Origin of the sequence: Lactobacillus iners DSM 13335, assembly GCF_000160875.1 — a bacterium.
Lineage (GTDB): Bacteria > Bacillota > Bacilli > Lactobacillales > Lactobacillaceae > Lactobacillus > Lactobacillus iners.
On sequence record NZ_GG700801.1, the window covers coordinates 141,850 to 166,195 of the forward strand.

The following is a 24,346-nucleotide window of genomic DNA, read 5'->3' on the forward strand; positions in this document are numbered from 1 at the left end:
AATCCGCCTAACGTTTAAATTTATTAATAGTTTGTCCAATCTTAACTGGTAAATATACATATAACAAGATGAGCGTCAATACAAACAACCCTAAGATATATAACAATGACTGTAGATTACCAGCTGAAGCTATAACTAACCCTATACTTATTAGCAGCCACTGCAACAGAATAAATTTTTGTAATACTTTTGCTAAATCAACAGCACGGCTACTTCTACTAATTGGCTGTACATGATACATCATATTTCGCTCATAAATATTGGCCACAGGTAATAATTGATATATTGTCAAAAAAATAACAATAGCTGCTAAAAATGTATTTAACTTATAATCTTGAATAATAAAAATAAGTAATAAAGCAAAGACTATCATTCTGAGTAGCAAATTACTATATTCAGGATCTCGCAATAAGATCCGCTGAAAAAGAAACATATTGGCTGTTTGTTTTTTTCTAGATATTAAGAAATCTAAATATTTGCGACGTGATATTGTAATTTTCTTATCTTGCACGTCAGTAAACATACTATAAAAATTATCAATTCTATCTTTACGTTGGGCTTCTTTGCTAATAGCTTTATTCCAATTAAATCCTTGCAAGGGCTGTCTAATAATATATACCATTGCCACTACAATTATTGCTAATAATACAAGCGGTTGATATATACCTAATAAAATCAAAAAATATCCGATGACTGTAAAAGCTATTGTGTTATAGTGCAACTTGTCATTAAAATACAAACTATGTTCTTGCAATAAATGTTGTACATGCTTTAAAAGTAACATATCGACAAGCAATATTAGATAATTAATTGGATGAATAGCCAGCCGTAAAAAAGCAAAGGGAAAAGCAATGCCGCCAACTAATAACAAAATAATCGTCGGCAATACCATACTATATTTAAGCATTGGCTTCAGATAAAATTCGAGCTGATCATCCAGCGACAGCAAAAATTGCTGATCTGCATGTTCAAATAAGGTAACCAAGCTGCCAAAGCCAAATGAGATTGAAAAAACTAAAGCAAGTAGTGGCGAATAATACCATAAATTCCTTGGCCACGTTTGAATACTTTTAGCATACCAAAACATCAAGGCCCCAAAAATTAAAAGTAAGGCTAATACAAAAAAATCATTAAAAACAAGTGCTAAATAGTGAATTTGCTTACGAGCGTTACTATTTAATCTTTTATTAGCTATTTTTTGCATTGCAATGCTCCTGATTTAATACTTTATATAAACGGTCAAATGAATCTGTATCTTTCAAGCCATAAAACTTTCTAATTTCTGTTAGATTACCTTCTTTTTCAATCGTTCCATTATTCAAAACAGCAAATTTATCAACAATTTCTTGAGCTTCAGCTAAGACATGTGTTGTCATTAAAACCATTTTTCCATCATTAGAAGCAGCTTTAACTAAATCAATAAAATTAGCTACTGCCAATGGATCTAACCCTGTAAATGGTTCATCAATCACTAATAAACTACTTTGAGCTAAAAAGCCAGCCACAATCATTACTTTTTGTTTCATACCTTTGGAAAAATTAATTGGCAACCAATCTAATTTATTTTCCAATCTAAATAATTTGCATAAATGTAATGCATGTTCATATGCACTATCATGATCTAATCCATATGCTAAAATCACCAATTCTATATGCTCTTTTAGCGTTAATTCCGGATATAATATTGGTGTTTCAGGTATGTAGGCTACATTTTTTTTGAATGCTGCTGGATTTTGTACTAAGTCAATTCCATTTAATGTAATTTCACCACGTTGCATTCTTAATAAACCTAATAAATGCTTAATAGTAGTAGATTTTCCTGCACCATTTAAGCCAATTAAGCCGACAACTTGCCCACTTTCAATTTTTAAATTGATATCTTTAATAACAGTAATACCGGTATAGCCACCAGTTAATTTTTTTATTGTTAAAGTCATAAAATAACCGCCTCATACTGAAAAAACTTACTTATTATGATAGCATGAACCATAGTAAAACAAAATTTTTAAAATGAGAAGGGAAAAAATATGTCAAATTTGGTTCAAGATTGCATTTTTTGTAAAATAATTAGAAACGAAATACCAGCTTATACTGTCTTTGAAAATGATGACGTTAAAGCTTTTTTAGATATTTCACAAGTCACTAAGGGACACGTCTTAATTATACCAAAAAAACATTTAATTAACTTTTTTGATTATAGTCAAGAAGATGCTGCAAAATATTTGCAATACATTCCAAAAATTGCTCAAGCAATTAAAGCATCAGATAAAAATATCAAAGGTCTTAATGTTTTTGTTAACAATGGTGAAATTGCTGGTCAGGTAGTTATGCACTCACATATTCATTTAGTGCCAAGATATGATGAAAATGATGGCGTTAACGTGCCACATATTAATCATGCAGCTGAATATACTCCTGAAGCTTATCAAGAAGTAGCTAATACTATCAAGCAACATTTATCTTAAGGAATTTATATATGAAAAAATCAACTATCGGCTTAATTATTGGTCTCAGTGCTGGTATCTGCTGGGGTTTAAAAAAGAGACGCCCTAACAAGCAAGATGAAGCATATTTTAAGCAATGGTCTACTAGTTTAATAAGTAATTGTACTAATACTAAAAATGGTATCTCTAAACTAAAAAAGCAATGTGATGCTTTAATTTCAGAACAAATGCCTATAGCTAACCAAACAATTCAAGAACTAAAGGACAGCTTTGGCAAATATTCCATTGCAATTAAACCTAAGATTGCTAAAATGGAAAATAGTATTAAGCAATTAAATAAATAATTATAAAAAATTAACTGGATAAAATTATGTTTATATCCTTTTTTGTGTTATATTTTTAACTGTAACTATATAAGATTTGGAGATATGTATATGCAATTTAAAAAATCGTTGAAAACATTATTATTGATAGCAGCTTTTTCTGGTGTGGCTCTAACGGCTACTGGATGCTCCAAGACGGTCGCTAACTACAAAGGCGGAAAAATAACTCAAGAAGATTTTTATAACAAAGTAAAAAAATCACCTGCAGGACAAGCTATATTAGCTAATATGATTATTAACAAAACTTTACAACAACAATATGGTAGTCAAGTTTCCAAGAAAAAAGTAAATACAGCTTATGACAATGCTAGAAAACAATATGGTGCACGTTTTGAAATGGTTTTACAACAAAATGGTATGACACCTGAAGCATATAAAGAAAGTATTCAAACAAACTTACTTTTGCAAGCTGCTTTAAAAGATATTAAACCTATTACCAAAGCTCAAGAAAAGAAAGCTTGGAAAGAATACCAACCTAAAGTTCGAGTACAACACATTTTAGTAGAAAAAGAAGATACAGCTAAGAAAGTGATTGAAGAACTTGGCAAAGGAGCTAGTTTTAAAGATTTAGCTAAGAAATATTCAACAGATACTGGTACAAGCAAGAATGCTGGTAAAATTGAGCCCTTTGATTCCTCAGATACGACTTTAGATGCTGACTTCAAAGAAGCAGCCTTCAAATTGAAAACTGGCGAATACACTAAAAAGCCTGTTAAAACTCAATTTGGTTATCACATTATTAAAATGATTAAACACCCATCTAAGGGATCATTCCAAAGCCATAAATCGGAAATAATCGCACGTATTTACCAAAAGATGGCTCAAGATCAAAACGTAATTAAGTCTGTTTTAGGCGTTGTCTTAAAGAGAGCTAATGTTAATATCAAAGATAACGATTTAAAGAATGTATTAACTCAATATATGGATGCAGATTTAAAGAAATAAAAGATAATAATTAGACTAATTAACGTAGTAGTTCAAGCAAACACTACGTTTTTTTTGTGATCTATACTAAAAATACCGACCTCCTTGACTAGCTTTTAAGACTAGTTATGGCATATCGGTATATTTTTTATTCTAAATTATTGATTTTATTTAAATCAGAACTATCAATAGGACGATAGAATCTGCGATTATCTTGGGATGAAATCAGCTCAGTAAAGGTACCTGGTTCAGTACGCTGTAAAGATCTAGTAATAGCATATACTGTAGCATCCATATCATCAATTTTATGTAACAATTCCGCCTCTAAAATTGCCGGGCGACGGGCAGCACCATACTCAGGCAATCCATGATGTGATAACACCATATGCCTTAAAAGTACTAAATCCTCATCATATTCTTTAATTTTCAATTCTTTTGCTGCTAAAATTATTTGCTCATCGATAATGACTAAATGTCCTAGTAAATTTCCCTCTACTGTATATTTAGTAGCCACAGGTCCGCTCAATTCTATAACCTTACCTAGATCATGCAAAATACAACCTGCATACAATAAAGAATGGTTAACTTGGGGATAGATTTTAGAAATGGCAACTGCTAGTTTTAACATCGTCACAGTATGTAACAATAATCCACCTTTGCAGGCATGATGATTGGACTTGCCAGCAGGAAAATCAATAAATTTTTGGTACCATTTATCTACCAAAAAACTAACTATCGATTTCCAAATAGGATTATTTATTTCAAGAATACCATCCTTTAATTCACTAACTAGTTCATTAACATCTATGTATGATTTTTCAGTAAAATCCGTTATATTAGTCACTTCACTAGAGCCAACAGTTTGCATAGATAAGATTTTTATTTGATAATGATTCTGAAATTTTTCCTTAATCCCATTTAATTGCACAAAAGTACCTGCTACATACTTTGCTACATCATCATCTGCAACATTCCATAAATTACCACGGATATATGAATCACCATCTGAAAAAATCAAAACCAGATATGGTTCATTTTTCTTATTTTTGCGTAAAATGGCATCTTTTATTAGGACTATTATGTCCATGGACTCACCATCATTATATGTAACTAGCTTTTTTTTCATCTTAATTCCTAATCTCTAATTTAGTAATATTATCAGTTAACATTTTAGCCAACTGAAGATTCTGAGTAAATACTATCACTTGCGTTTTAGCACTCAAATTTTGTACTAATTTGACTATATTATCAATTCTTTGCAAATCAAAGTTAACAAAGGCATCATCAATTAAAATTGGCAATTCAATTTCATCAGCAATTTGCTCCACAAAAGCTAATTTTAAAGCAAAATATAATTGTTCAGCTGTACCACGTGACAGATATTCTACTGCTACACGAGTTCCATCAGCCTTAACTACTTGTAATTGATCATTAATAGCAACTTTTATATATCTACCATTAGTTAATAAGGCAAAATATTGGTTAGTACTAGATAACATCTTAGGAAAACGATCATTAGATGCTAAATCTAAACCACGCTGAATCCAATCTGCAGCTAACAAATCAGCTAAATATTCCTTCGTATAATCCAATAAATTGGCATTGGCAGTAGCTAATTCTTGTTGAGTTCTTTTTAAACTATCTGAATTGGTTAATTCTTTTAATTTTAACTTTAATTGAGCTAAAGCATCATACTTTATACGTAACTTAGCCTGAATCTGTTCTAATTCACTAACTAAACTTTGTTCTGTAGTATGCAGGCTATTGATATCTAATTTACTTAATATTTCTACTCTATCCTTTAAATTAGCAGATAGAGCCATCATTTGTGATTTGATTTGTTGATTTTGATGATATAAGTTACCTTTTGCTTTGAATTCTTCTATATCTTTGACCTTATTTTGGCTTAATTTCTTTTGTAAAGTCAATTTTACATCTGCTAATTTAGCCTTGATCGCACTTATTTTTTCATTCAATAATTTTTGCGTTGTTACTTTTTGTTGAACTTGCTGATAATGTTCATCTAGTTTTTCTAAATCAGATGTTAAATTATTAGTTGGCGATACAAATTGACTGATTTTTTGTTTGAAATCTGCTACCTGTTCTAATATCTTAGCTTGATTTTTTCTTTTTTCTGTCAAAATATTACGTTTATTTTCAATTTGCATTATTTGTGACATCACTAATTCCAGATCAAACTTTTGTGGATCAAAGCCATACTCTTTTTCAAAAGATTTAATTTGATTAGTCCTTATATGATCTGTTTTGATTTTGTCTAAATAGTATATGATTAATCCACTTAAAATTAATAGGTAAAATAGTGGTTTTAAGAAAACACCAACTAATCCGAATATAATTAAGCCAAAAGATATGTTTTTGATGATTGATTTTGGTGCTTGTGTATTTAAACATTGCTCATATTTACTTCGCATAACCAACTTATCTTCTGGGGATAAACTTTCCAGCTTAAAATACAGGGGCTGATAGGTCTGAATCTGCTCTAATTCTTGGCATAGTTGCTTTATCTCATTTTGAAGTCGATCGGCTTCATTAACAATTTGATAGATTTCTACTTTTTTAGCTAAGATCTTAGCTTGTTCATCAAGATTATCGGCACTAACAGCTATAATTTCACTTTCATACTTTTTAATATCAGTTGTTAACTGTTCAATTGTTAATTCTAATGCTTGAACTTGTGTATAATCTTCTTGATTAAAATCTATAAGTTGATACTGCTCTTTTAGTTGCTGATATTGTGCATAATTATTTAATTCCTGCTTTGTAATAGCTAAATTTTGCTGATTCTGTTGTAATTTTTTAACCTGTGAATTTAGCAACTCAATTTCATTTTGCACATCATTTTTTTGTTTTTCTAAAGAACTATATTGATCAAATTCTACTTGTTGCTTACTGAGGGTTTCAGCTTTTTCTTTGATTTGTGCCAATATTTGATTAATTTCTGGTTTTCTGCCGTTAGTTTTAAAAAGTTTTTCAGATGATTGTACGAACTTATCCCGTAACAAAAGCAATTTGCTACTTTGAGCTGCACCCAAATAATAGATATGTTCTAACAAATCCCCCTGATTAAGTGATATAACATTAGCCAATAAATCTTGATTAAAGATGAAACTATCAGTATAAAAATCACCATCTATATTTTTGATATTATTCCAAAAGATATTTTCTGGAATTTTTTCATTATCTAAGCTAACTGCTAAATTACCCTTTTTACTATCACTAGTAGTATATGTTCTTTCTAAAGTTATAATTTGATTATTTTCGTTTTTAAAAGTTAAGGAGCCACCAACTTGGTTAACCTTTTTTAATGGCATATAATTTTCAAAAAAAGTTGATTTTTGAGATTTCAAATGAAAGCCAAACATAATTTGCTTGATAAATGCAGCAATTGTACTCTTTCCTGCCTCATTTGGTCCATAAAAAACATGCAATTGCGATGAAATCTTCCATTCAGAATCACTAAGACCACCAAAATTTTTGACATCAATCTTAATTAATTTCATCATTGTTTCCTCGCAACTTTTGTTCTAATCTAACTCTAGCTAATTCATAAATATCTGACAAATACTCTTCTTTTTGCAAATTATTTGTAACAATATTGCTTTTTTTCATCAATGAACTTGCCAATTCACAAGTATGATTGGCTGTTAATATTTCTTCAGCCGCCTTAGCAAACAAAGCTCTATCTGTTGCATTTAAAGCAATAAAATCTCGATGCCTATAATAGACCTTCACTAAAAGCGAATGATATTGTAAATTATTGGATAATTCTTCATACATACTTTTATCATTCAACATGTCTAATTGAGCATCAGATAATAATTCAGCTCCGATAATATTTAATGTAAATAATGTCGGACGCAAATTATTATCAGCTAACAAATTTTGAATTTTGGTGCATAGCTTGGTAGTACTTTTAAATGGCTCATCTAATGTTAAATCAACCGTCTGCCACACAATTGGAGAAACATCTATAAATTGCAATTGTGTATTTTGCGACTGCTCATCAACTTGGCCAAAATAAAATCCCTTCGCATCCTTCTCATTCACATGACGCCCCTGCAAATTACCACTATAAACAATCCAAGGCTCTTGAGACAGAACCTGTCTTAAATGAATATGGCCTAAAGCAAAATAGTCATAATTAAGATCTTTCACTTCGTTTAGTGTAAAGGGAGCGTAATTATTTTGGTCAACTGAAGATTGCTTCATACCAGCATGTGCTAATCCAATTGTGTATATTGACGTACTTTTAGGCGGATATTTGGCAATTATATCTTCAGTTATATGGTTATGTTGATAAGAAAAACCCACTACTCGATATTTATACTGTGATTTTGTCATGAAATCAACTTGTTCAATTTGTTCGTTGGAACCAATTATTTTAAAATAAGGGGACTCATTTAGCAATAAATCATCAATCTGACTATAATCATGATTTCCCAAAACCATCACCACTTGAATTTGACGATCAACCAAGCGTTTTATTTGATTGGCAAAAAAGATTTTACTTTGCGGCGTTGGATGAATAGAATCAAACGTATCACCTGCTAATAAAACCAAATCGACATCATGATCGATAGCAAAATTAACAGCTTTTTCAAAAGATAATTGAATAGCATTTTTTATTTGGCAAAATAATTCGGACGGTAAAAAAGATAGTCCTAAAAATGGACTATCTAAATGTACATCTGCAATGTGCAAAAATTTCATATCTATCCTCTATTTCAATGCATCATATAAATTAGAAATGGGGTCTGTCAATGATTTTTGAATATCATTTAATAGTTGATATACAGCTGTTTCATGTACCATCATATTTTTAATCAATTCATCTTGACCAATTTGTGCTTCCACTTCTTTATATTCTTTTTGTAACTCTGCAGACATTTCAGAATTACCCTTCTCTTGCTCTGCAATAAATTTATTTCTAATTTCTTCCATATGGTGATATAATTTTAAACTATTTTCATTAGCTTTAACTGCATTAATGGCATCCCTTAATGCTACAAACTCTTCAGTTTTTTCAAAATTAGCGGTCAATTCGTTAACACTATCATAAATATTAATCATTTAATTATGTTCTCCTAACTTAATGTTTAAATAATCCTTTTAAACCATTATACCATTCAGTAACTTTCTTCCCTAATCCATCTATGCCTTTTTTAATTTTATCTTGAAATGAATCAGAACTCTTCAAATCATTATCATCCGTATGGGACGCATATTCATTTTGCTGAGCACTTTTCACTTTAAATTTGGTTAATGGTGAATTTGGTAAAAGACTTTCCATTTGTGATTTGTAAAGTCTAGTAATTCCATTTTCAGAAATACCATGCATATAATGCTCTTTATCTGTTTTATCAAATCCTACCCACGTTGCAACTACTATATCTGGAGTATAGCCAACAATCCACTGATCTTTTGTTCCAAAACCATAAGAATTCGGAACTTCCGTTGACCCAGTTTTTCCAGCAACTTCATAGCCTGCAGGTTGTGCCGAAACAGCTGTACCATTGGAGAATACTCCTAATAACATCATAGTCATTTCTTCAGCTACTCTATGTGAAATAATCCTATGGTATCTATCATTAGATTTTTGAGAAATAACTTTACCATTAGCATCAGTGATTTTTCGAATTAAATAAGTCTGATCTGGCAAATTACCATCGTTAGCAAAGGCACTATAAGCTGTTGCCATTTGCAATGGTGATACACCTGCAGACATACCACCTAAAGCTAATGCTAAATTTTTATCATCAGAGGGTACTTTTATGCCAAAATTTTGCATAGACTGCACGCCACGATTAATACCAATCTTGTCTAACAGCCAAACAGCAGGGACATTCTTACTATCTGCAACCGCTTGATACATAGGTATCGTATCACTATATTGATTATCAACATTATGCGGTTCATATCCATTTTTGCCAAATTTTTGTAGTTTATTAGACAAAGACGTATCATAGTGATATCCATTTTGCAAAGCTGGAGCATAAACAGCCAAAGGTTTCAGCGACGATCCAGGTTGTCTTTTCATCTGCATAGCTCGATTATAGCCCCTAAAGACATGTCTACCTCTACCTCCAACTACGGCTCTGATAGCACCAGTTTTAGGATCCACTGCCACACTAGCTCCTTGTGCCATCACACCATCTGCTGCTGTAGCAGGGAAATTACCATCTATCTCAAAACTATCTTGAATTGCCTTTTGATAACTTTGATCTAACGTTGTATAAATCTTTAATCCCTTATTCATAACATCTTCTTCTTTAAGGCCATAACGATGAATTGCCTCATCTACAACAGCATCAAAGAAATATGGGTATCGATAGCCACTTTTTTGACGGAAAGTATTTTTTAAACTTAATACTGAACGCTGAGCATTATCTGCTTCACTTTTCGTAATTTTTTTATTCTGCAACATCAAATTAACAACAGTATTACGACGATTTAGTGCATTTTGCATATGATCTATTGGATTATAGTAACTTGGACTTTTTAACATCCCTGCCAAAGTTGCAGCTTCACTGATATTCAACTCTGAAGCATTTTTACCAAAATATCGTTTTGAAGCATCTTGCACACCCCAAACACCATTTCCAAAATAGGCATTATTCAAATACATAGTCAAAATATCACGTTTTGAATAAACATGATTTATTTCAATCGCAAAAAATAACTCTTCGATTTTTCTACTAATCGTCTGTTTCTGCGTTAATAAAGCATTCTTAGCTAATTGCTGTGTTAAAGTTGATCCACCACCGACAATGCCACGGTGTAACATACTCATAAGCAAAGCTCGTACCATTCCCTTGATACTGAAACCAGGATTTTTATAAAAAGTTCGATCTTCAGTCGAAATAACAGCATTTTGGATATTAGGAGAAATATCTGATAATTCAACAAAACTACCCTTTTGTGCATACAAAGAACCAGCTTGATGATTATCTGAATCATAGATAGTTGTAGTTGTCGATAAAGAGGCCTTTAAGGTCGCTATATTAGATGTTTTAACCTTAATTGTGTAATAGGTACTAACTACTAAAATCACAGTTAAGCAAGCTAAAATGAGCCATCTAATTAATTGAAAACGATGTGTTATTCTTTTCAGAAAATAAAATAACATACCTAGCAGTTTTAATATTTCTTCTTTTATTTTTGTAATCATATACTTTATAACCTCATTGGTTTAATTATACTCTATGCTTATGCTATTATAATATAATTAATGAATACAATAGAAAAAACAAGCGATCATGAATCAATATATATATTATCTTACAATATCTCAAAATGAAAATAACCAAAATATCGATCAGATAATGCGTAATTTATTAATTCCTCGTAAATGGCGACACTTTTTACGCATTGAAAAGAATATCTTGGTTAATAATAAATATCTACCCTTAAATTTTAAAGTTCACACCAACGACTTAATAACGATCAAATTAAATCATGTCGAAAGCCTGCAACAAAAATATCCAGCAAGTGGTAATATGCCTAATATCATTTATGAGAATGATGATATCTTAGTGATTGATAAACCGGCTGGTCAAAAAACACATCCTAATTTATATGAAACGGACACTGCTTTAAATGATTGTACAAGTTATTTAGGGTATAGTCCTTATATCGTTCATCGCTTAGATATGTTGACGAATGGTTTATTACTAGTTGCTAAAAATCCTGCAGTCGTTCCCATTCTCAACAAACAATTAATTGATAAAACATTATCTCGCTCATATTTTGCTTGGATCGATGCTACAAATGACATTTCTGACAATGGTACTATCAATTTACCGATTGGCGATGATCCGCTTGATATGCGTAAAAGGATGGTTAGAACCGATGGCTTAAAGGCTATTACCCATTATCAAGTAGTTAAAAAAACAGCTAATAAAATTTTAGTTAAACTGCAACTAGAAACTGGACGAACACATCAAATTAGAGTCCATCTTGCTGCTATTGGTCATCCAATCATTGGCGATCCTTTATATAATTCAAACTATCAAGCCGGTGAAAAACTACAACTTACTGCTTATAAACTTGTTTTCCAAAAGCCTTTTTCTTTTGACAAAGAAGAAGTTCTTTTAGATAAAAAAATTTAAAATATCAAAAAAGCCATACTCCGATACAATATCGAAATATGGTTTTTATTTAGAAAAATCAGAAATATAAGCTCTTAAACTTAATTTTATTCTTCGTTTAATGAAGCTTCGTCAAATTTAACAACTGAATCTTTTCCATCGATAGGACGAGTTCCCATCCATGAAATCATTTCTTTCATTGATTCAGTAATAGCATCAGTACCAGCTCTCAAAAGCTTACGTGGGTCATAACCTTTGTTTGCTTTATCTAAGTCTTTTTCTGCTTCGATGTACTTACGAGTTGCTTCTTGGAATGCTAATTGGAATTCAGTGTTAATGTTGATCTTAGCAATACCAAGTGAAATAGCCTTCTTAATTTGGTCTTGAGGAATACCTGATCCACCGTGCAATACCAATGGAACATCAACTGCATCAGCAATTTCCTTTAAACGATCAAAGTTCAAGCCTTTCCAGTCTGCTGGGTAAACACCGTGGATATTACCAATACCACAAGCAAGTTTGTCAACACCTGCAGCAACGAATCTCTTAGCGTCTTCTACAGAAGCTAATTCACCGCCATCAGCACCTTGGTTTTCACCAATCTTACCAATTTCAGCTTCAACTGAAATTCCTCTTTCATGTGCTAACTTAACGATTTCTTTGGTCTTTTCTAAGTTTTCTTCTACTGGTAATTTGTGACCATCAAACATAACTGATGAATAGCCCAGTGCAATACATTCCTTAGCAGATTCGTAGTCACCGTGGTCCAAGTTCAAAATAACTGGAACGTCAACATCCATGTTGTCCATTTCGTTAAGAACTAAATCTCTAACAGTCTTGTAACCACCCATGTACTTTGCAGCACCTGTAGAAACTTGAATCAATAATGGAGTTCTAGTTTCCTTTGCACCTTTAATAAGTGCACGTGTCCATTCAAGATTGTTAGTGTTGTAAGCACCAACTGCGTAGTGGTTCTTACGAGCTGCTTTAAAAATGTCATTACCATTTACTAAATAAGCCATCAAAAATACCTCCTAAATATTTAACCATTAATATTATACCGCATTAAATCAAAAGTTAACACAATATCTGAATTTTTACTGTTATCTAATACAAATTACATTTCCTTTGGAGCATCTACACCCAACAAACGTAAAGATTCTGTTAATACGATTGAAGTTGCTTGAACTAAAGCTAATCTAGCATTTAATTCATCATCTTGGTTCAAAATTCTAACATTGGCATAATACTTATTAAATTTTTTACTTAAATTCAATGAGTATTTAGCAATAACTGAGGGTTCGAATTTTTCAAATGCTTTTTGAATGATAGCTGGGAAATCTGCAATATCTTTAGCTACAGCAAAAGCCCAGTCGTCAGATAATGCCAATTTTGTATCATCAATTGCAACATTAGCTTTACGCAAAATGCTTTGTGCACGGGCATTAGTATATTGAACATAAGGACCAGTATCACCTTCAAAACGTACAACTTCGTTAAGATTAAAGTCGAAATTATCTAATCGTTCATTTTTCAAGTCATGGAAAATAACTGCACCAACACCAACTTGATGTGCAACTTGTTCTTTATTAGCTAAATTAGGGTTCTTAGCTTCAATCTGTTCAAGTGCCAATTTGACAGCATCTTTTAATACATTATCTAAGAAAACAACATTACCTTTTCTAGTAGACAATTTCTTACCATTTTGGGTAATTAAGCCAAATGGAATATGATGAATATCTTTTTGCCAGTCATAGCCCATCTTACCTAAAACTTGCTTTAATTGCTTGAAGTGACCACTTTGTTCATTACCAGCAACATAAAGGGACATCGCAAAATTATATTCTTTTTTACGATATAAGGCTGCAGCCAAATCCCTAGTAATATACAAACTTGTACCATCAGATTTTAAAATCAAAGCTGGATTTTCATCGTCATCTAAATCTACCACTTGGGCACCTCTAGATTCATGCAATAAATTCTTAGCTCTTAATTCGTCTACCACTGGTTGCATTTTATCATTAAAGAAAGCTTCACCATTATATGAATCAAAGGTAACACCTAATTCTTTATAAATACGGTTAAACTCTTGCAGTGATACTTCACGGAACCATTGCCACAATTCAACCGCTTCAGCATCCCCTTCTTCTAATTTTTTAAACCAAGCACGACCTTCATCTTCCAGCTTAGGATCTTTTTCAGCTTCCTCATGAAACTTAACATAATAGTGGAACAAATTAGTAATCGGATCTTTTTTGACAGCTTCTTCATTCCCCCACAATTTATAAGCTGTTATCAATTTACCAAATTGTGTTCCATAATCTCCTAAATAGTTAATTTTGATAGGAGTAAAACCTATTTTTTGTAAAATCTTAGCAATAGAATTACCAATAACTGTAGATCTCAAATGTCCCATAGACATTGGCTTAGCAATATTAGGTGAAGACATATCAATTGGCACATTACCTTGATTGGTATCCTGATCACCATATTTATCTTGATCAGCTAAAACTTTTTTCAAAGTAACACTAACCAATTTAGCATGATCAATCGCAAAATTAATATAAGGTCCTACTGCTACAATTTCAGCAAAATTATCATTAACTAACTTAGCAGTTAATTCGCTAGCTATTACAGCTGGATTTTTATGTTCAATTTTAGCTAATGCAAATGTAGGAAAGGCATAATCTCCTAATTTTACATTTTTTGGTCTTTCAATTAGAGCTTCTATTTTTTCTTTTGGCAAAGAAACAACTTTCGCAATTGTTTCTACAACTTCTTGTTTAAAGTCCATCTTTTTTCCTTCCTAAACAAAAAATCCCTTTCCATAAAAATATAGAAAGAGACGAGATATTCCCGCGGTACCACTCATTTTGACACTAAGTATCCACTTTTACATATTTTATTAATTTAAGTTAAACACGCCTTCATAAAATTAAGTATCTGCCTCACACCACCACAGACTCGCTAAAAAGCAAAAATTTTATTACTACTTTTAACCTCTTCAAATGAAATTATAACAAGGATCTTTAACCTATGGCAAGATATACGGATATTATTTTAATTCTTTAGATGTAGTGGCATCAAAAGCTAACGCATTTTCATTATTCAAAGCGGGGATATTAGGAAAGATTAATTTTCCAATATTTGTTCCCACCTTAATCGGCATTGGCATTTTATTCATTGATAACTCGGCGTCTAACTTTTGACCTTTACTAATCCAAATACCAGTATCTTGATACAAACATGCACGCACTTCATTGATTGGCCTGTTTTTCACTTTGATCAGCGTTTTACCTGGAAATTGCGTCCAGCGTTTGTAGATATGCAAACTATAATTATTATAAAAGTATGCATACAACTTTTTGGTTTCAACAAATCGAGCGGGATCATTACCATTTAAGTGTCTAGCACCGATAATAACTGTTACGATTCTACGACCATTTTTGACTAAAGTACTAGCTAAACACGCACCAGCAGCATCAGTGGTACCAGTCTTTAAACCATCAACTGGATATGCTTCATTATATTGACTCAATCCTTTTAACATTAAATTCCAATTAACCATTTTAAAAGTATTATGGCCATCTGGAAAATTCAATTTAGAAATTCTGGTTGTATCTAACACCTGGGGGAACTCTAATAACAAATGTTTGATCAAAATTCCCATATCACTAGCTGACAGCTCATTTTCAGCATCAGCATTTTTGTTTGAATCAGCATCCCTACCTAAGGTAAAATTAGGCAACCCACTAGGCGTGACAATTTGTGCTTGGCTAATGTGCCAATCTAGCAATTGTTTTCGCATCATGCCAACAAATTTTTTAGATGAACCTGCAACAGCAGAAGCTAAAACCATAGCTGCACCATTAGCAGACTGAATTAATGTAGCTTGATATAATTGCCTAATTGTATATTGATGACCTAATTGTAAAGGGACATTGGAATATTCTGGATTTTTACTCACCGCAATAGCTTCTCTACTAGGCATCACCTTAGTTTGCCACGAAATTTTACCAGCATTGATTGCTTTTAAAGTTAAATATATAGTAAGCAACTTAGACATTGACGCCACTGGCAACTTTTGTTTAATATTTTTAGCGTACATAATCTGCCCGCTTTTTAGATCATATATAATAGCTGCTTTAGCATTCAAAGCTAAGTTATCTTGAGCATAATTATCACATATCTCCGTCTTAGTTTGGGTTGGCACCTCTATATAAGTTCTGCGATATCTAAATACCTTCCAACCAAATATAATTAAGCAAACAAAAGCTACAAGAAATATTATTATCTGATAATTTTTAAATGAGTTATTATTTTTCAATTTCATATTTATCACCATCAGGCTTGTAAGTAAATTTCAATTTTTTACCATTAAGTTCAACAATTATTTTTTGATAATGTCGATCATATCCTGAATGAATCAAAGTTACCTCAGCAGCATTTTCATCTGCGTAAACATGATACACATTATATTTGCCTAATTGATAGTCAAAATCCAAGCCATTATCTTGATAGTGGTCATATTCAGCATGTGTACCATACAATTTAAATGTTATTTGATCATATTTTTGACAATCAACGTAATTTTCATAATGATCAACTGGCAATAATGTATTATCCTTGACAAATATTGGTAAAACCTCTAGTGGTGCATCTTTAATTATATATTGATTACCAGCATACACATCACCAGTCCAATAATCATGCCACTTACCTTGTGGCAAATACACCATTTTAGCTGTAACACCTGCTTGTAATACTGGCGATACAAGCACTTGATCACCAACCATGAATTGATCATTCATATTGGAAACTTTTTGATCAGCAGGATAATTAAGTATCAATGGTCGCATAATCGGTAAACCAGTTTTAGATTCCTGATAAAACAAATCATACAAATAAGAAATAAATTGATATCTCAACTTAAGATATTTACGGTAAATAGATAAAGTTGGTGTGGGATAAGTCCATGGTTCTTGACTCCTAGTACCCATTGCTGCATGATTTCTCAACAATGGACTAAAAATTGCACCCTCAATCCAACGCACTAACAATTCTGCAGTACAATCAGCACCAAATCCTCCGATATCAGTACCTGCAAATGAAAAGCCACTAAGCCCTAAATTACATAATTGCGGCACCATCATCTGCAAATGTGGCCATAAACTTTGATTATCACCGGTCCAGACCGTAGCATATTTTTGCGTTCCCGCATAAGCAGCACGCGTAATTACATATGGTCGTTTATTAGTTAATTTTTTTAATCCTTCATAAGTAGCCTTATCCATATAATGTCCATAAACATTATGCATTTGGGCGTGTGTGGTCGGCATCTCCTCATGATGAAATACAATATTATCAGGTATTTCACCTCTAAAACTTGCTGGTTCATTCATATCATCCCAAATACCAGAAACACCTAAATTGACCAAAAACTTAATATTTTTTGACCACCAAGAACGTACTTCTTCACGACCAAAATCAGGAAAAACACTATCTCCTGGCCAGACTTCATTAACATAAATGGTGCCATCAGGATTTTTAACAAAATATCCTTTTTCTAAGCCTTCTTGATATATGCCATAATTTTTATCTAGTTTTACACCGGGGTCAATAATAGTTACCACATGTAATCCCATTTTGTTCAACTTTTTAACAAAATCATGCGGGTCTGTATAACTATCATTACGCCACGTAAACACTCTAAAGCCATCCATATAATCAATATCTAAATGAATAACATCACATGGCAAATTATGTTTACGCAACAATCCAGCTATCCGTTCTACTTCTGCCTGAGTAGCACTATAGCCCCAACGAGATTGTTGATAGCCTAAAGTCCATTTTTGAGGTAATGGTGTTCTACCAGTTAAATACGTATAATTAGATACAATATTTTTAATAGTGTCACCAACTATTAAATAAACATCTAATTCAGCTTTTTCAGAAGAATAATAGTAATAATCATTACTTTCTTTGCCAAGATCCCAATGTGCTTTAAATGTATTATCTACAAAAATACCATAGGGATGTGAATTTTTAACACCAATTAAAAATGGAATAGATTTATACAACTTAGTAAAACTTTCCACCTGTGGTTTAGGATTATCAGTATTCCAGTCATCGTACTCATACCCACGCTTATTAAGAAATCCAGTTTTATCACCCAAGCCATAAAATTGCTCATCTTCAGCCAGTTCATTAACAAACATAATCGATCCAGCAGAAGAGTCCGCAGGTATCAAATGACCCTCAGCTTCAGCTAATTTCCTTTGTTCTGGTGTTAATCCTCTATCCAATGGTTTTAATTCACCATGATAATTCTTAATTAAAGAATTCCCATCATAGTCATACAAATCAAAACGCAAATCAGGTTTTACTAACAATTTTAATCTATTTGTTTTAATTTCTAGCTGATCGTCTTTTTCAAAAACTTTATAATCTACATCTATTTTTTTATTTCCCTCAATAGCAGCAGATTTTTTGACATCAGAACCTGTATAAAGTCTAACTATATCAGCCGTAATAATATCTACTTTCAACTTTTGCTGATTATTTGTAATTATTAAATGTTGTTTATTATCTAAAAAATCCATCTACTGCCTCTCAACATCATTATTGTTATATTCGTATTTCTTTAGTAATTGCGGCAGCAATGCACTAATTGCAGTAGGTCGGACAATATAATTTTTTCTATAAATAATATCTCCTGCTAAAGAATGCAAGTAAACAGCACTTGCTACAGCATTTAATTCCCCGCCAAACTGTCCACATATACCGCCAATAATACCTGACAAAGTATCACCACAACCACCAGTAGCCATACCTGGATTGCCTAAAGGATTTTCCAATATATTACCAAATTGATCATATATTTTAGTTTTATTAGACTTTAATACCAAAATACAATTTTTTTGTGGAAATAGACCATTTAAAGCTGTCTGATTAGCACTATCATTTTGATATTGCACTCTAATGTTACTCAACCGCTGCCATTCTATCTGATGCGGTGTAATAATTATTTTCTTAGCCTGATGTGCAATGACGCTAGTATCTGTAGCAATTATATCCAATGCACTTGCATCAAGAACCACTATTTGATTGTTAGTAACAGTTGCTTTAACAAGTTGCAAGATTTTTTTGGCACCTGCATCTATTCCCATCCCCATACCACAAACTATCACATCCATCTGTGGTATTAATTTACTTAAATTCTGCTCATCACGCCAATCTACATACATAATTTCAGGATCACGAGCATGCAAAGAAGCTACATTAATCGAATGCGTTGCTGCACAAATTAAGCCGGCACCTGCACCTAATGCACCTTCAGCAGACATAATTAAGGCACCGCCGAAGTTAAGATTACCACCTATTAACAAAATCTTACCGTAATCACCCTTATGCGTATTAGATTTTCGAGGCGTAATGGTTTCATAAAGTATATTTTCTTCAATTTTTTTCATCATAATTATTACAAACGCTTACATCTTGACTTATACTATTTTTTTGTTATTATAACACATAGGCAAAAGCTTTAATATAGCAAGCCTCAATGGCGGAATTGGCAGACGCGCAGCGTTCAGGTCGCTGTTCACGTTAGTGAGTGCAGGTTCGACTCCTGTTTGAGGCATAGTACTTTGTTGATATATCAAAGTTTACATTCAATTTACTGGCAAGCAATTTGCAAAACAAAATATTCTTTACGAAAAAATAAAAGAACTATATACTGAATATAAAGAATTGTTCAGATATAGTTCTGTTGTAGCTGTTAGTTTAATCGCTAACAGCTTTTTTAATATGTTAACTTAATTATGTCTATGACTTTCTCTCCAACTAACAGCTTAGAACTTTTCACGACCTACAGATTCACCCCAGTTTATCTCTTTGGATTTTCCTGAATGTTCTTGATTCCATTCAGCCCAATACTTTTTATAATCAAATCCTTTAAAAAGTTCTTTTAAATTTTTGGGCTTTTTCTTCTTTCTTAAAATTATTTCTTTATCATTGTTAACACTTATATCAAAAACAGTTGGTGAATTACCAATACCAGCTTGAGTTAATACTGACTTAGGCAATCGCACCGCCATTGAGTTCCCCCATTGTTTTAAATTCACAGTACGCATAATCTCTAACCCCTTTTTTAAGAAACACTTATACCTCAACATATAGCATCAATATGTTATTTTTAGTATCTACTTTTGTAGATACAATGTAAACACGTTTTTTATATGCAAAAAAACCTAGAGAAATACTCTGATATGTACCCAGAATACTGGACACATATCATTAGGTGGTGGTTAGTTTAATAGACAGTTCTTTGCTGTTTTATATTTATCATATCTTCTCTTATCTTTTTCTGTAATTTCTTTCAAACGTGATAAATTCATATTATCACTTAAATCAGCCAACTTTACTTCTCTAGCTATCATATTCTTTTTCACTTCTTGTATATAATCAAAATAATCTACTGATTTATTATGAGTTAATAATTTAATAGCTTCTTTTTGCTCCTCATCAATGAAATAGAAATCCGAAAAGTCAAATTTTTCACTGTCTTCTAATACATCGTGCAACAAAGCAACAACTTTCACTCGTAAGCTCTTAACACCTTGAGATACTCTAAACGGATGAAAAAAATAAAGATGTCCTCCTTTATCTTTTTGCCCCCAATGTGCAATCAATGCAATAATAAATGCTCTAAGATAATTGAGCATAATATTCCTCCTTAGTTATATTCTCAGCATATATTGATCCTAAATCTATTTTAGAATAGAAGTCATCAAAAATTTCTTTGCCACTCTTAATACAAAAAAACATTCCGCCTTCCCGCTTTACGAATTTTTTATAATCGGGGCAATAGTAATATTCTGTAGAAGTTAAGAATTTAGTCATGTTAATCAATCCTTATTTATTTAATCTTTAATCCTTTGGCATAAGCTTCTTTAGCCTCTGCCAAGGTCATTTTATTTGGACCACCGTCAATATTGGTCTCTCCCGTATTTTCCCAGTTACACTCGCATACATCAAAAAGCGGCACAATTCTTTCACAAACAGGGCAGTGAATACACTCTTCACCATTAATTAGAATGATCTCTGTTGTGGTTTTCATTATAATAATTCTCCCCTTCTTTTGGCCTTAACAAAGTATTAATCCTAACTTTTCCTGTACTAGTTCGACTACCTATAGCAATGATATTATTTTTCTTATCGTATCTAACTCTTCTACCGCTATTTGTATCGTAACATATTATATTGTTTCCAATTGATTCTGATAATAGCACTGAAGCTATTTCATTATATTTTTCTTTAGTTAATTCATAATGAAATTCATTGCTATGCTTATTAAAATGACCATTTAAAGATTTTTCGCTAGGAAATTTTGCTTGAAGCCATTCAGCACGTTCTGCTAATTCTTTGTACTCTTTAGAATTATTATACTTAATTTTTTGGAAATCTGACAATGACACTTGCATCCTTTTTCCTAACGTTTCTGAAAGTGCCTTATACTCTGCTCTATCTTCTTGTTCCTCCATCGATTGGCACGCTTTCACTTTTTCTGCTTTCGCCCCTCCTTGTGCGGGAAGTATTCTATCGAACAAGTGCAATGAGCATGTCGCCTAAAAATTTCTTTATCAATAGTTTTTTTATTGTATTTAAACGTTCCGACACGTTCTGTGCAAAATTCGCAATCTGCACCAGAAGTCGATCTCTTTTTATTTGATCCTCTGCCTAACTTACGCACAATCTTCGGAGATAACCCTAACTTGTAATGTAATTCGACATTTTTCTTCATCGTGTCAGCTACTACCGAACGTGCAAAGCTAGTCATCGCTTGTTCAACTTTTGGGGCAACCTCTGAATATCGTTCAGCATTACAAGCAACTTCGACAAGATTTTTAGCCTTGACTTCATCCATATTTACCTGATAAGCTTAGCCAACTCGCCAACTAAAATTGAACGATTGCTTGTAGCTACTGCGTCTGCAAATAGTGCTTTTGGTTTCATTTCAGCGATTTGAATATCTTTTTTCTTTAGCTGATCGGCAGTTTGTTGAAGTAAGTCGGCTAAGGTTGACCTGATCTATCATGTGCGATGTCGTATACCTTTTTGTCAATCATATAAACGCCTTTGTAAAAAAATAGCTGGCAATACTTCAGACTTTACCCAATCGGCAAATTTCTCAGCTTCAGGTTTGCGTGATTGAAAAATCAGCTTGTATAGATTAGGTTCACTTCTAAAATTCATTTTCTGAATTCCACCTTGCGTAAGGGGGGCGGCGTTTCGCCTTTCCCTTTGGTTATAATTTTTGTGCGTTTTTTTTAGTACTTTTGCCCCAAATTATATAGTTCATTGTTATTTTGTATAATGAACACATATCTTTTAGTAAGTTAATCGGTATTTTTGAACTTTTAAATATTTGGCTGCTTCCCTTTGCGTCAGTCCTTTATTAACTCTTGCAGCCTTAAGTGTAATTTGCATTTTTGCCCTCTACTTTCTTAGTTTTTTTACAATAGTTTGAAGAGATCTAGAAGTAAATTTATTATACCTAGTCCTAGCAATACCCATAACACTATTTCTAATCGCTTTTTATTTTTATTCATGGTATACTTTTGAGTGAGTTTTTAAGCTCAATAATTAAGGGAATTATTTCCCATCAATTATTTCTATTAGTTTGATGACTAATTCAATAAGCTTTTCTAGCAAACCGAGAGTTGCGGTTGCAAGAGCTAGCTTACGAGTTGGTCATCTTTTTTAGTGTTCTTTTTTCTCACTCATTAACCTCCTTTCAACTAAAATTTGTATATCAAATAGATCTTCTAAATATTGAATACCTTTGTCTGTAATCCTATAAGTAGTATTTTTAACGTGTTTTGCAAATCCTTTATGTTCTAAGAATTCCCAAGCAAGATATGGATTATCAGCATATACCATTTTAGGATATTAAGCATCTTCTTTTTTAACTGCATATACTTATTCTTCCAAATAAGCATATTTTAATCCATATTACTCGATTTCGTGATAATACAAATCTTCCACGCCATCCATACTTCGGTGAAATTCAAAAAAATTCAATGTCATTTGCAATATCTTCGCTCCTTTCTACTAAATCAATTTAAATAAATACATCAAACCTAAAATAATCAAAATTAATTTTATAATTTGCCATAATAAGAAGATTACTTTTTTTAGCATATTGTTTGCCTGTTAAAAGACTGGTATAATTGTCAAAGATAAGGGCGTCGCATTTTGCTTCTCCCTTGTCTTTGTTTATCGGATACTGTCCAGTATCATTTTAATAACTGACGCTAGAGTTCCGATCTCTAGTGCTAACCGGATGAGTTTGCTGACCAATTCAGTGAGCTCATCTATTTTTTTGTTCCAATCTTCCATGGCTTTCCTCCTTTCCTTTAACTGATTATAGTATATGCTCTTGTTGCATTTATGTCAATAATTATTTCCGTTTTTGTCAACTTTTTATTTACTGTCTTATTTTTTATTGATATACTTTAGTTTAGAAAGCAGGTGATATCTATGAAAGAAAGCAAAATTATTTTTGGACAAATGATTGATTATTTTAGAAGACAAAATAATCTTACGATGGAAGAATTAGGGCAAAAATTAGGTAAAGCCACATCATCTATTTCTAGATGGGTTTCTGGAGAACGTTATCCAAAAATAGAGGAAATCGAACAGATTGCTATATTTTTTAATACTGATATTTACACCCTGATATTTGGTTTTAATTATAATGAAAATTCTAAATCTAACATTTTAACAGTTTATAATCAATTAGCTGATATTAGAAAACATAAAGTATATAGTTACGCCCAACAGCAACTAGACGAGCAAAACAGCAATTTGAATAAGAAACGCTCTATATATGTTGTTGGTACTTCCGCCGCTGGTGAACCTATTGAATATGGTGATTTTGACTCTGAAATGATACAAACAGATGTTCCTGCTAAGGCTGACAAAGCTATTCACATTAAAGGTGATTCCATGGAACCTAAGATTGCCAGCAACTCTATTATCTTTTACCATGAACAGCCTACTCTGGAAATTGGCGAAATTGGCATTTTTGAAATTAACGGTTCCGCCGTCACCTGCAAAAAATATTATGTAGATTATGAAAGCAAAAAGATTATTTTAAAATCAATTAATCCTAAATATGAACCAATGTATTTTGCAAGAGATCAAGTGCGTATTTTAGGAAAAGTAGTATTTTAATCATGGCATCTTATATTAAAAACAACAATTCTTGGGGGGGTGTACGTGTTAACTTGGTTTAAAATATAAGCAAAGGTTTAAAACTAAGCGTGAGGCTTCTATTTGGGCTAATAAATTCTTAGCTGATGCAAATGCAGATGTTGTTGCTGCAAACAAAGCACCAGCCTTTTATGAATACTTTTTAAGGTGGGCTAAAATATACCGTTACCCTCATATTACTGATATAACAATTAATCGCTATGCTGTTACG

24 protein-coding genes, 1 tRNA gene and 1 pseudogene are annotated in these 24,346 nt (G+C 32.2%); 6 read left to right on the forward strand and 20 right to left on the reverse strand.

Annotated elements, in window-relative coordinates; translation table 11 throughout:
* Window positions 1–7 precede the first annotated feature (7 nt).
* Window positions 8–1,204: an ABC transporter permease gene (locus tag HMPREF0520_RS00650; RefSeq protein WP_006728969.1), complete on the reverse strand. Its 1,197-nt coding sequence runs from the start codon at window positions 1,202–1,204 to the stop codon at window positions 8–10.
* Window positions 1,188–1,937, reverse strand: coding sequence for an ABC transporter ATP-binding protein (locus HMPREF0520_RS00655; protein ID WP_006728970.1), 750 nt, complete (start codon window positions 1,935–1,937; stop codon window positions 1,188–1,190). The genes HMPREF0520_RS00650 and HMPREF0520_RS00655 overlap by 17 nt, the downstream gene beginning before the upstream one ends.
* Before the next feature lie 90 nt (window positions 1,938–2,027).
* Here HMPREF0520_RS00655 and HMPREF0520_RS00660 point away from each other — a divergent pair, with 90 nt between their 5' ends.
* From HMPREF0520_RS00660 to HMPREF0520_RS00670, 3 genes are all read left to right on the forward strand, one after another.
* Window positions 2,028–2,465, forward strand: coding sequence for an HIT family protein (locus tag HMPREF0520_RS00660; protein WP_006728971.1), 438 nt, complete (start codon window positions 2,028–2,030; stop codon window positions 2,463–2,465).
* A gap of 11 nt (window positions 2,466–2,476) precedes the next feature.
* Window positions 2,477–2,788 (forward strand): hypothetical protein, encoded by a 312-nt coding sequence (locus HMPREF0520_RS00665; RefSeq protein WP_006728972.1) that lies wholly within the window; start codon window positions 2,477–2,479, stop codon window positions 2,786–2,788.
* A 90-nt stretch (window positions 2,789–2,878) separates the two neighbouring features.
* Window positions 2,879–3,772, forward strand: a complete 894-nt coding sequence (locus tag HMPREF0520_RS00670; protein WP_006728973.1) for a peptidylprolyl isomerase PrsA — start codon at window positions 2,879–2,881, stop codon at window positions 3,770–3,772.
* Window positions 3,773–3,899: 127 nt separating this feature from the next.
* Here the strand turns inward: HMPREF0520_RS00670 and HMPREF0520_RS00675 are convergent, their stop codons facing one another.
* From HMPREF0520_RS00675 to HMPREF0520_RS00695, 5 genes are read right to left on the reverse strand one after another with little or no spacing between them, the layout of a single operon-like run.
* On the reverse strand, window positions 3,900–4,877 hold the full coding sequence (locus HMPREF0520_RS00675; RefSeq protein ID WP_006728974.1) for a 3'-5' exoribonuclease YhaM family protein: 978 nt from the start codon (window positions 4,875–4,877) through the stop codon (window positions 3,900–3,902).
* Window position 4,878: 1 nt separating this feature from the next.
* Window positions 4,879–7,272 carry an ATP-binding protein gene (locus HMPREF0520_RS00680; protein ID WP_010222144.1) on the reverse strand — a complete coding sequence of 798 codons (2,394 nt, stop codon included), beginning with the start codon at window positions 7,270–7,272 and terminating at the stop codon, window positions 4,879–4,881.
* On the reverse strand, window positions 7,259–8,482 hold the full coding sequence (locus HMPREF0520_RS00685; protein WP_006728976.1) for a metallophosphoesterase family protein: 1,224 nt from the start codon (window positions 8,480–8,482) through the stop codon (window positions 7,259–7,261). The genes HMPREF0520_RS00680 and HMPREF0520_RS00685 overlap by 14 nt, the downstream gene beginning before the upstream one ends.
* A gap of 9 nt (window positions 8,483–8,491) precedes the next feature.
* Window positions 8,492–8,842: a YlbF family regulator gene (locus tag HMPREF0520_RS00690; RefSeq protein WP_006728977.1), complete on the reverse strand. Its 351-nt coding sequence runs from the start codon at window positions 8,840–8,842 to the stop codon at window positions 8,492–8,494.
* Window positions 8,843–8,861: 19 nt separating this feature from the next.
* Window positions 8,862–10,940, reverse strand: a complete 2,079-nt coding sequence (locus HMPREF0520_RS00695; RefSeq protein ID WP_006728978.1) for a PBP1A family penicillin-binding protein — start codon at window positions 10,938–10,940, stop codon at window positions 8,862–8,864.
* 88 nt (window positions 10,941–11,028) lie between these two features.
* On the opposite strand from HMPREF0520_RS00695, the gene HMPREF0520_RS00700 reads away from it, so the two are divergent.
* The gene (locus HMPREF0520_RS00700) at window positions 11,029–11,880 is read left to right on the forward strand and encodes an RluA family pseudouridine synthase (RefSeq protein WP_006728979.1); all 852 of its coding nucleotides are present in this window, start codon (window positions 11,029–11,031) and stop codon (window positions 11,878–11,880) included.
* An 86-nt stretch (window positions 11,881–11,966) separates the two neighbouring features.
* Here the strand turns inward: HMPREF0520_RS00700 and fba are convergent, their stop codons facing one another.
* From fba to HMPREF0520_RS00725, 5 genes are all read right to left on the reverse strand, one after another.
* Complete coding sequence (gene fba, locus HMPREF0520_RS00705) at window positions 11,967–12,881, reverse strand: class II fructose-1,6-bisphosphate aldolase (RefSeq protein ID WP_006728980.1); 915 nt, start codon at window positions 12,879–12,881, stop codon at window positions 11,967–11,969.
* A gap of 95 nt (window positions 12,882–12,976) precedes the next feature.
* Window positions 12,977–14,653 carry an arginine--tRNA ligase gene (gene argS, locus HMPREF0520_RS00710; protein ID WP_006728981.1) on the reverse strand — a complete coding sequence of 559 codons (1,677 nt, stop codon included), beginning with the start codon at window positions 14,651–14,653 and terminating at the stop codon, window positions 12,977–12,979.
* Between the two features lie 261 nt (window positions 14,654–14,914).
* Window positions 14,915–16,192: a D-alanyl-D-alanine carboxypeptidase family protein gene (locus HMPREF0520_RS00715; protein ID WP_035514746.1), complete on the reverse strand. Its 1,278-nt coding sequence runs from the start codon at window positions 16,190–16,192 to the stop codon at window positions 14,915–14,917.
* On the reverse strand, window positions 16,176–18,461 hold the full coding sequence (locus HMPREF0520_RS00720; protein ID WP_006728983.1) for a glycoside hydrolase family 31 protein: 2,286 nt from the start codon (window positions 18,459–18,461) through the stop codon (window positions 16,176–16,178). The genes HMPREF0520_RS00715 and HMPREF0520_RS00720 overlap by 17 nt, the downstream gene beginning before the upstream one ends.
* Window positions 18,462–19,334, reverse strand: a complete 873-nt coding sequence (locus HMPREF0520_RS00725; RefSeq protein ID WP_006728984.1) for an NAD(P)H-hydrate dehydratase — start codon at window positions 19,332–19,334, stop codon at window positions 18,462–18,464. It lies immediately after the preceding gene.
* Between the two features lie 80 nt (window positions 19,335–19,414).
* Here HMPREF0520_RS00725 and HMPREF0520_RS00730 point away from each other — a divergent pair.
* Window positions 19,415–19,498, forward strand: a tRNA-Leu gene (locus HMPREF0520_RS00730).
* A gap of 211 nt (window positions 19,499–19,709) precedes the next feature.
* On the opposite strand, the gene HMPREF0520_RS00735 is transcribed toward HMPREF0520_RS00730, so the two are convergent.
* The 8 genes and pseudogenes from HMPREF0520_RS00735 to HMPREF0520_RS06535 all read right to left on the reverse strand — a co-directional run bounded on the left by HMPREF0520_RS00735 (window position 19,710) and on the right by HMPREF0520_RS06535 (window position 22,800).
* Window positions 19,710–19,991, reverse strand: a complete 282-nt coding sequence (locus tag HMPREF0520_RS00735; protein ID WP_255260622.1) for an AbrB/MazE/SpoVT family DNA-binding domain-containing protein — start codon at window positions 19,989–19,991, stop codon at window positions 19,710–19,712.
* Window positions 19,992–20,165: 174 nt separating this feature from the next.
* On the reverse strand, window positions 20,166–20,582 hold the full coding sequence (locus tag HMPREF0520_RS00740) for a hypothetical protein (protein WP_006728986.1): 417 nt from the start codon (window positions 20,580–20,582) through the stop codon (window positions 20,166–20,168).
* Entirely contained in the window at window positions 20,566–20,760 is a 195-nt protein-coding gene (locus HMPREF0520_RS00745) for a hypothetical protein (RefSeq protein WP_006728987.1), read from the reverse strand. The genes HMPREF0520_RS00740 and HMPREF0520_RS00745 overlap by 17 nt, the downstream gene beginning before the upstream one ends.
* A 16-nt stretch (window positions 20,761–20,776) precedes the next feature.
* Entirely contained in the window at window positions 20,777–20,977 is a 201-nt protein-coding gene (locus HMPREF0520_RS00750; RefSeq protein ID WP_006728988.1) for a hypothetical protein, read from the reverse strand.
* Window positions 20,946–21,419: a hypothetical protein gene (locus tag HMPREF0520_RS00755; RefSeq protein ID WP_006728989.1), complete on the reverse strand. Its 474-nt coding sequence runs from the start codon at window positions 21,417–21,419 to the stop codon at window positions 20,946–20,948. The genes HMPREF0520_RS00750 and HMPREF0520_RS00755 overlap by 32 nt, the downstream gene beginning before the upstream one ends.
* Window positions 21,416–21,784 (reverse strand): hypothetical protein, encoded by a 369-nt coding sequence (locus tag HMPREF0520_RS00760; RefSeq protein ID WP_006728990.1) that lies wholly within the window; start codon window positions 21,782–21,784, stop codon window positions 21,416–21,418. The genes HMPREF0520_RS00755 and HMPREF0520_RS00760 overlap by 4 nt, the downstream gene beginning before the upstream one ends.
* A gap of 5 nt (window positions 21,785–21,789) precedes the next feature.
* A pseudogene (locus HMPREF0520_RS06530) lies at window positions 21,790–22,137 on the reverse strand (BRO-N domain-containing protein); the annotation flags it as partial.
* A gap of 483 nt (window positions 22,138–22,620) precedes the next feature.
* On the reverse strand, window positions 22,621–22,800 hold the full coding sequence (locus HMPREF0520_RS06535) for a hypothetical protein (RefSeq protein WP_006728992.1): 180 nt from the start codon (window positions 22,798–22,800) through the stop codon (window positions 22,621–22,623).
* A gap of 600 nt (window positions 22,801–23,400) precedes the next feature.
* On the opposite strand from HMPREF0520_RS06535, the gene HMPREF0520_RS00780 reads away from it, so the two are divergent.
* A complete protein-coding gene (locus tag HMPREF0520_RS00780; RefSeq protein ID WP_006728993.1) occupies window positions 23,401–24,096 on the forward strand; it encodes a helix-turn-helix domain-containing protein in 696 nt (231 codons plus the stop codon).
* Window positions 24,097–24,346 lie beyond the last annotated feature (250 nt).

Coding starts and splice junctions, on each gene's coding strand:
- fba (WP_006728980.1), bottom strand. CDS start 12,881: ATGGCTTATTTAGTAAATGGTAATGACATTTTTAAAGCAGCTCGTAAG.
- HMPREF0520_RS00740 (WP_006728986.1), bottom strand. CDS start 20,582: ATGCTCAATTATCTTAGAGCATTTATTATTGCATTGATTGCACATTGG.
- HMPREF0520_RS00735 (WP_255260622.1), bottom strand. CDS start 19,991: ATGCGTACTGTGAATTTAAAACAATGGGGGAACTCAATGGCGGTGCGA.
- HMPREF0520_RS00780 (WP_006728993.1), top strand. CDS start 23,401: ATGAAAGAAAGCAAAATTATTTTTGGACAAATGATTGATTATTTTAGA.
- HMPREF0520_RS00700 (WP_006728979.1), top strand. CDS start 11,029: ATGAATCAATATATATATTATCTTACAATATCTCAAAATGAAAATAAC.
- HMPREF0520_RS00690 (WP_006728977.1), bottom strand. CDS start 8,842: ATGATTAATATTTATGATAGTGTTAACGAATTGACCGCTAATTTTGAA.
- HMPREF0520_RS00720 (WP_006728983.1), bottom strand. CDS start 18,461: ATGGATTTTTTAGATAATAAACAACATTTAATAATTACAAATAATCAG.
- HMPREF0520_RS00695 (WP_006728978.1), bottom strand. CDS start 10,940: ATGATTACAAAAATAAAAGAAGAAATATTAAAACTGCTAGGTATGTTA.
- HMPREF0520_RS00670 (WP_006728973.1), top strand. CDS start 2,879: ATGCAATTTAAAAAATCGTTGAAAACATTATTATTGATAGCAGCTTTT.
- HMPREF0520_RS00685 (WP_006728976.1), bottom strand. CDS start 8,482: ATGAAATTTTTGCACATTGCAGATGTACATTTAGATAGTCCATTTTTA.
- HMPREF0520_RS00660 (WP_006728971.1), top strand. CDS start 2,028: ATGTCAAATTTGGTTCAAGATTGCATTTTTTGTAAAATAATTAGAAAC.
- argS (WP_006728981.1), bottom strand. CDS start 14,653: ATGGACTTTAAACAAGAAGTTGTAGAAACAATTGCGAAAGTTGTTTCT.
- HMPREF0520_RS00715 (WP_035514746.1), bottom strand. CDS start 16,192: ATGAAATTGAAAAATAATAACTCATTTAAAAATTATCAGATAATAATA.
- HMPREF0520_RS00725 (WP_006728984.1), bottom strand. CDS start 19,334: ATGATGAAAAAAATTGAAGAAAATATACTTTATGAAACCATTACGCCT.
- HMPREF0520_RS00665 (WP_006728972.1), top strand. CDS start 2,477: ATGAAAAAATCAACTATCGGCTTAATTATTGGTCTCAGTGCTGGTATC.
- HMPREF0520_RS00650 (WP_006728969.1), bottom strand. CDS start 1,204: ATGCAAAAAATAGCTAATAAAAGATTAAATAGTAACGCTCGTAAGCAA.
- HMPREF0520_RS00760 (WP_006728990.1), bottom strand. CDS start 21,784: ATGGATGAAGTCAAGGCTAAAAATCTTGTCGAAGTTGCTTGTAATGCT.
- HMPREF0520_RS00680 (WP_010222144.1), bottom strand. CDS start 7,272: ATGAAATTAATTAAGATTGATGTCAAAAATTTTGGTGGTCTTAGTGAT.
- HMPREF0520_RS00745 (WP_006728987.1), bottom strand. CDS start 20,760: ATGACTAAATTCTTAACTTCTACAGAATATTACTATTGCCCCGATTAT.
- HMPREF0520_RS00675 (WP_006728974.1), bottom strand. CDS start 4,877: ATGAAAAAAAAGCTAGTTACATATAATGATGGTGAGTCCATGGACATA.
- HMPREF0520_RS00655 (WP_006728970.1), bottom strand. CDS start 1,937: ATGACTTTAACAATAAAAAAATTAACTGGTGGCTATACCGGTATTACT.
- HMPREF0520_RS06535 (WP_006728992.1), bottom strand. CDS start 22,800: ATGGTATATGCTGATAATCCATATCTTGCTTGGGAATTCTTAGAACAT.
- HMPREF0520_RS00750 (WP_006728988.1), bottom strand. CDS start 20,977: ATGAAAACCACAACAGAGATCATTCTAATTAATGGTGAAGAGTGTATT.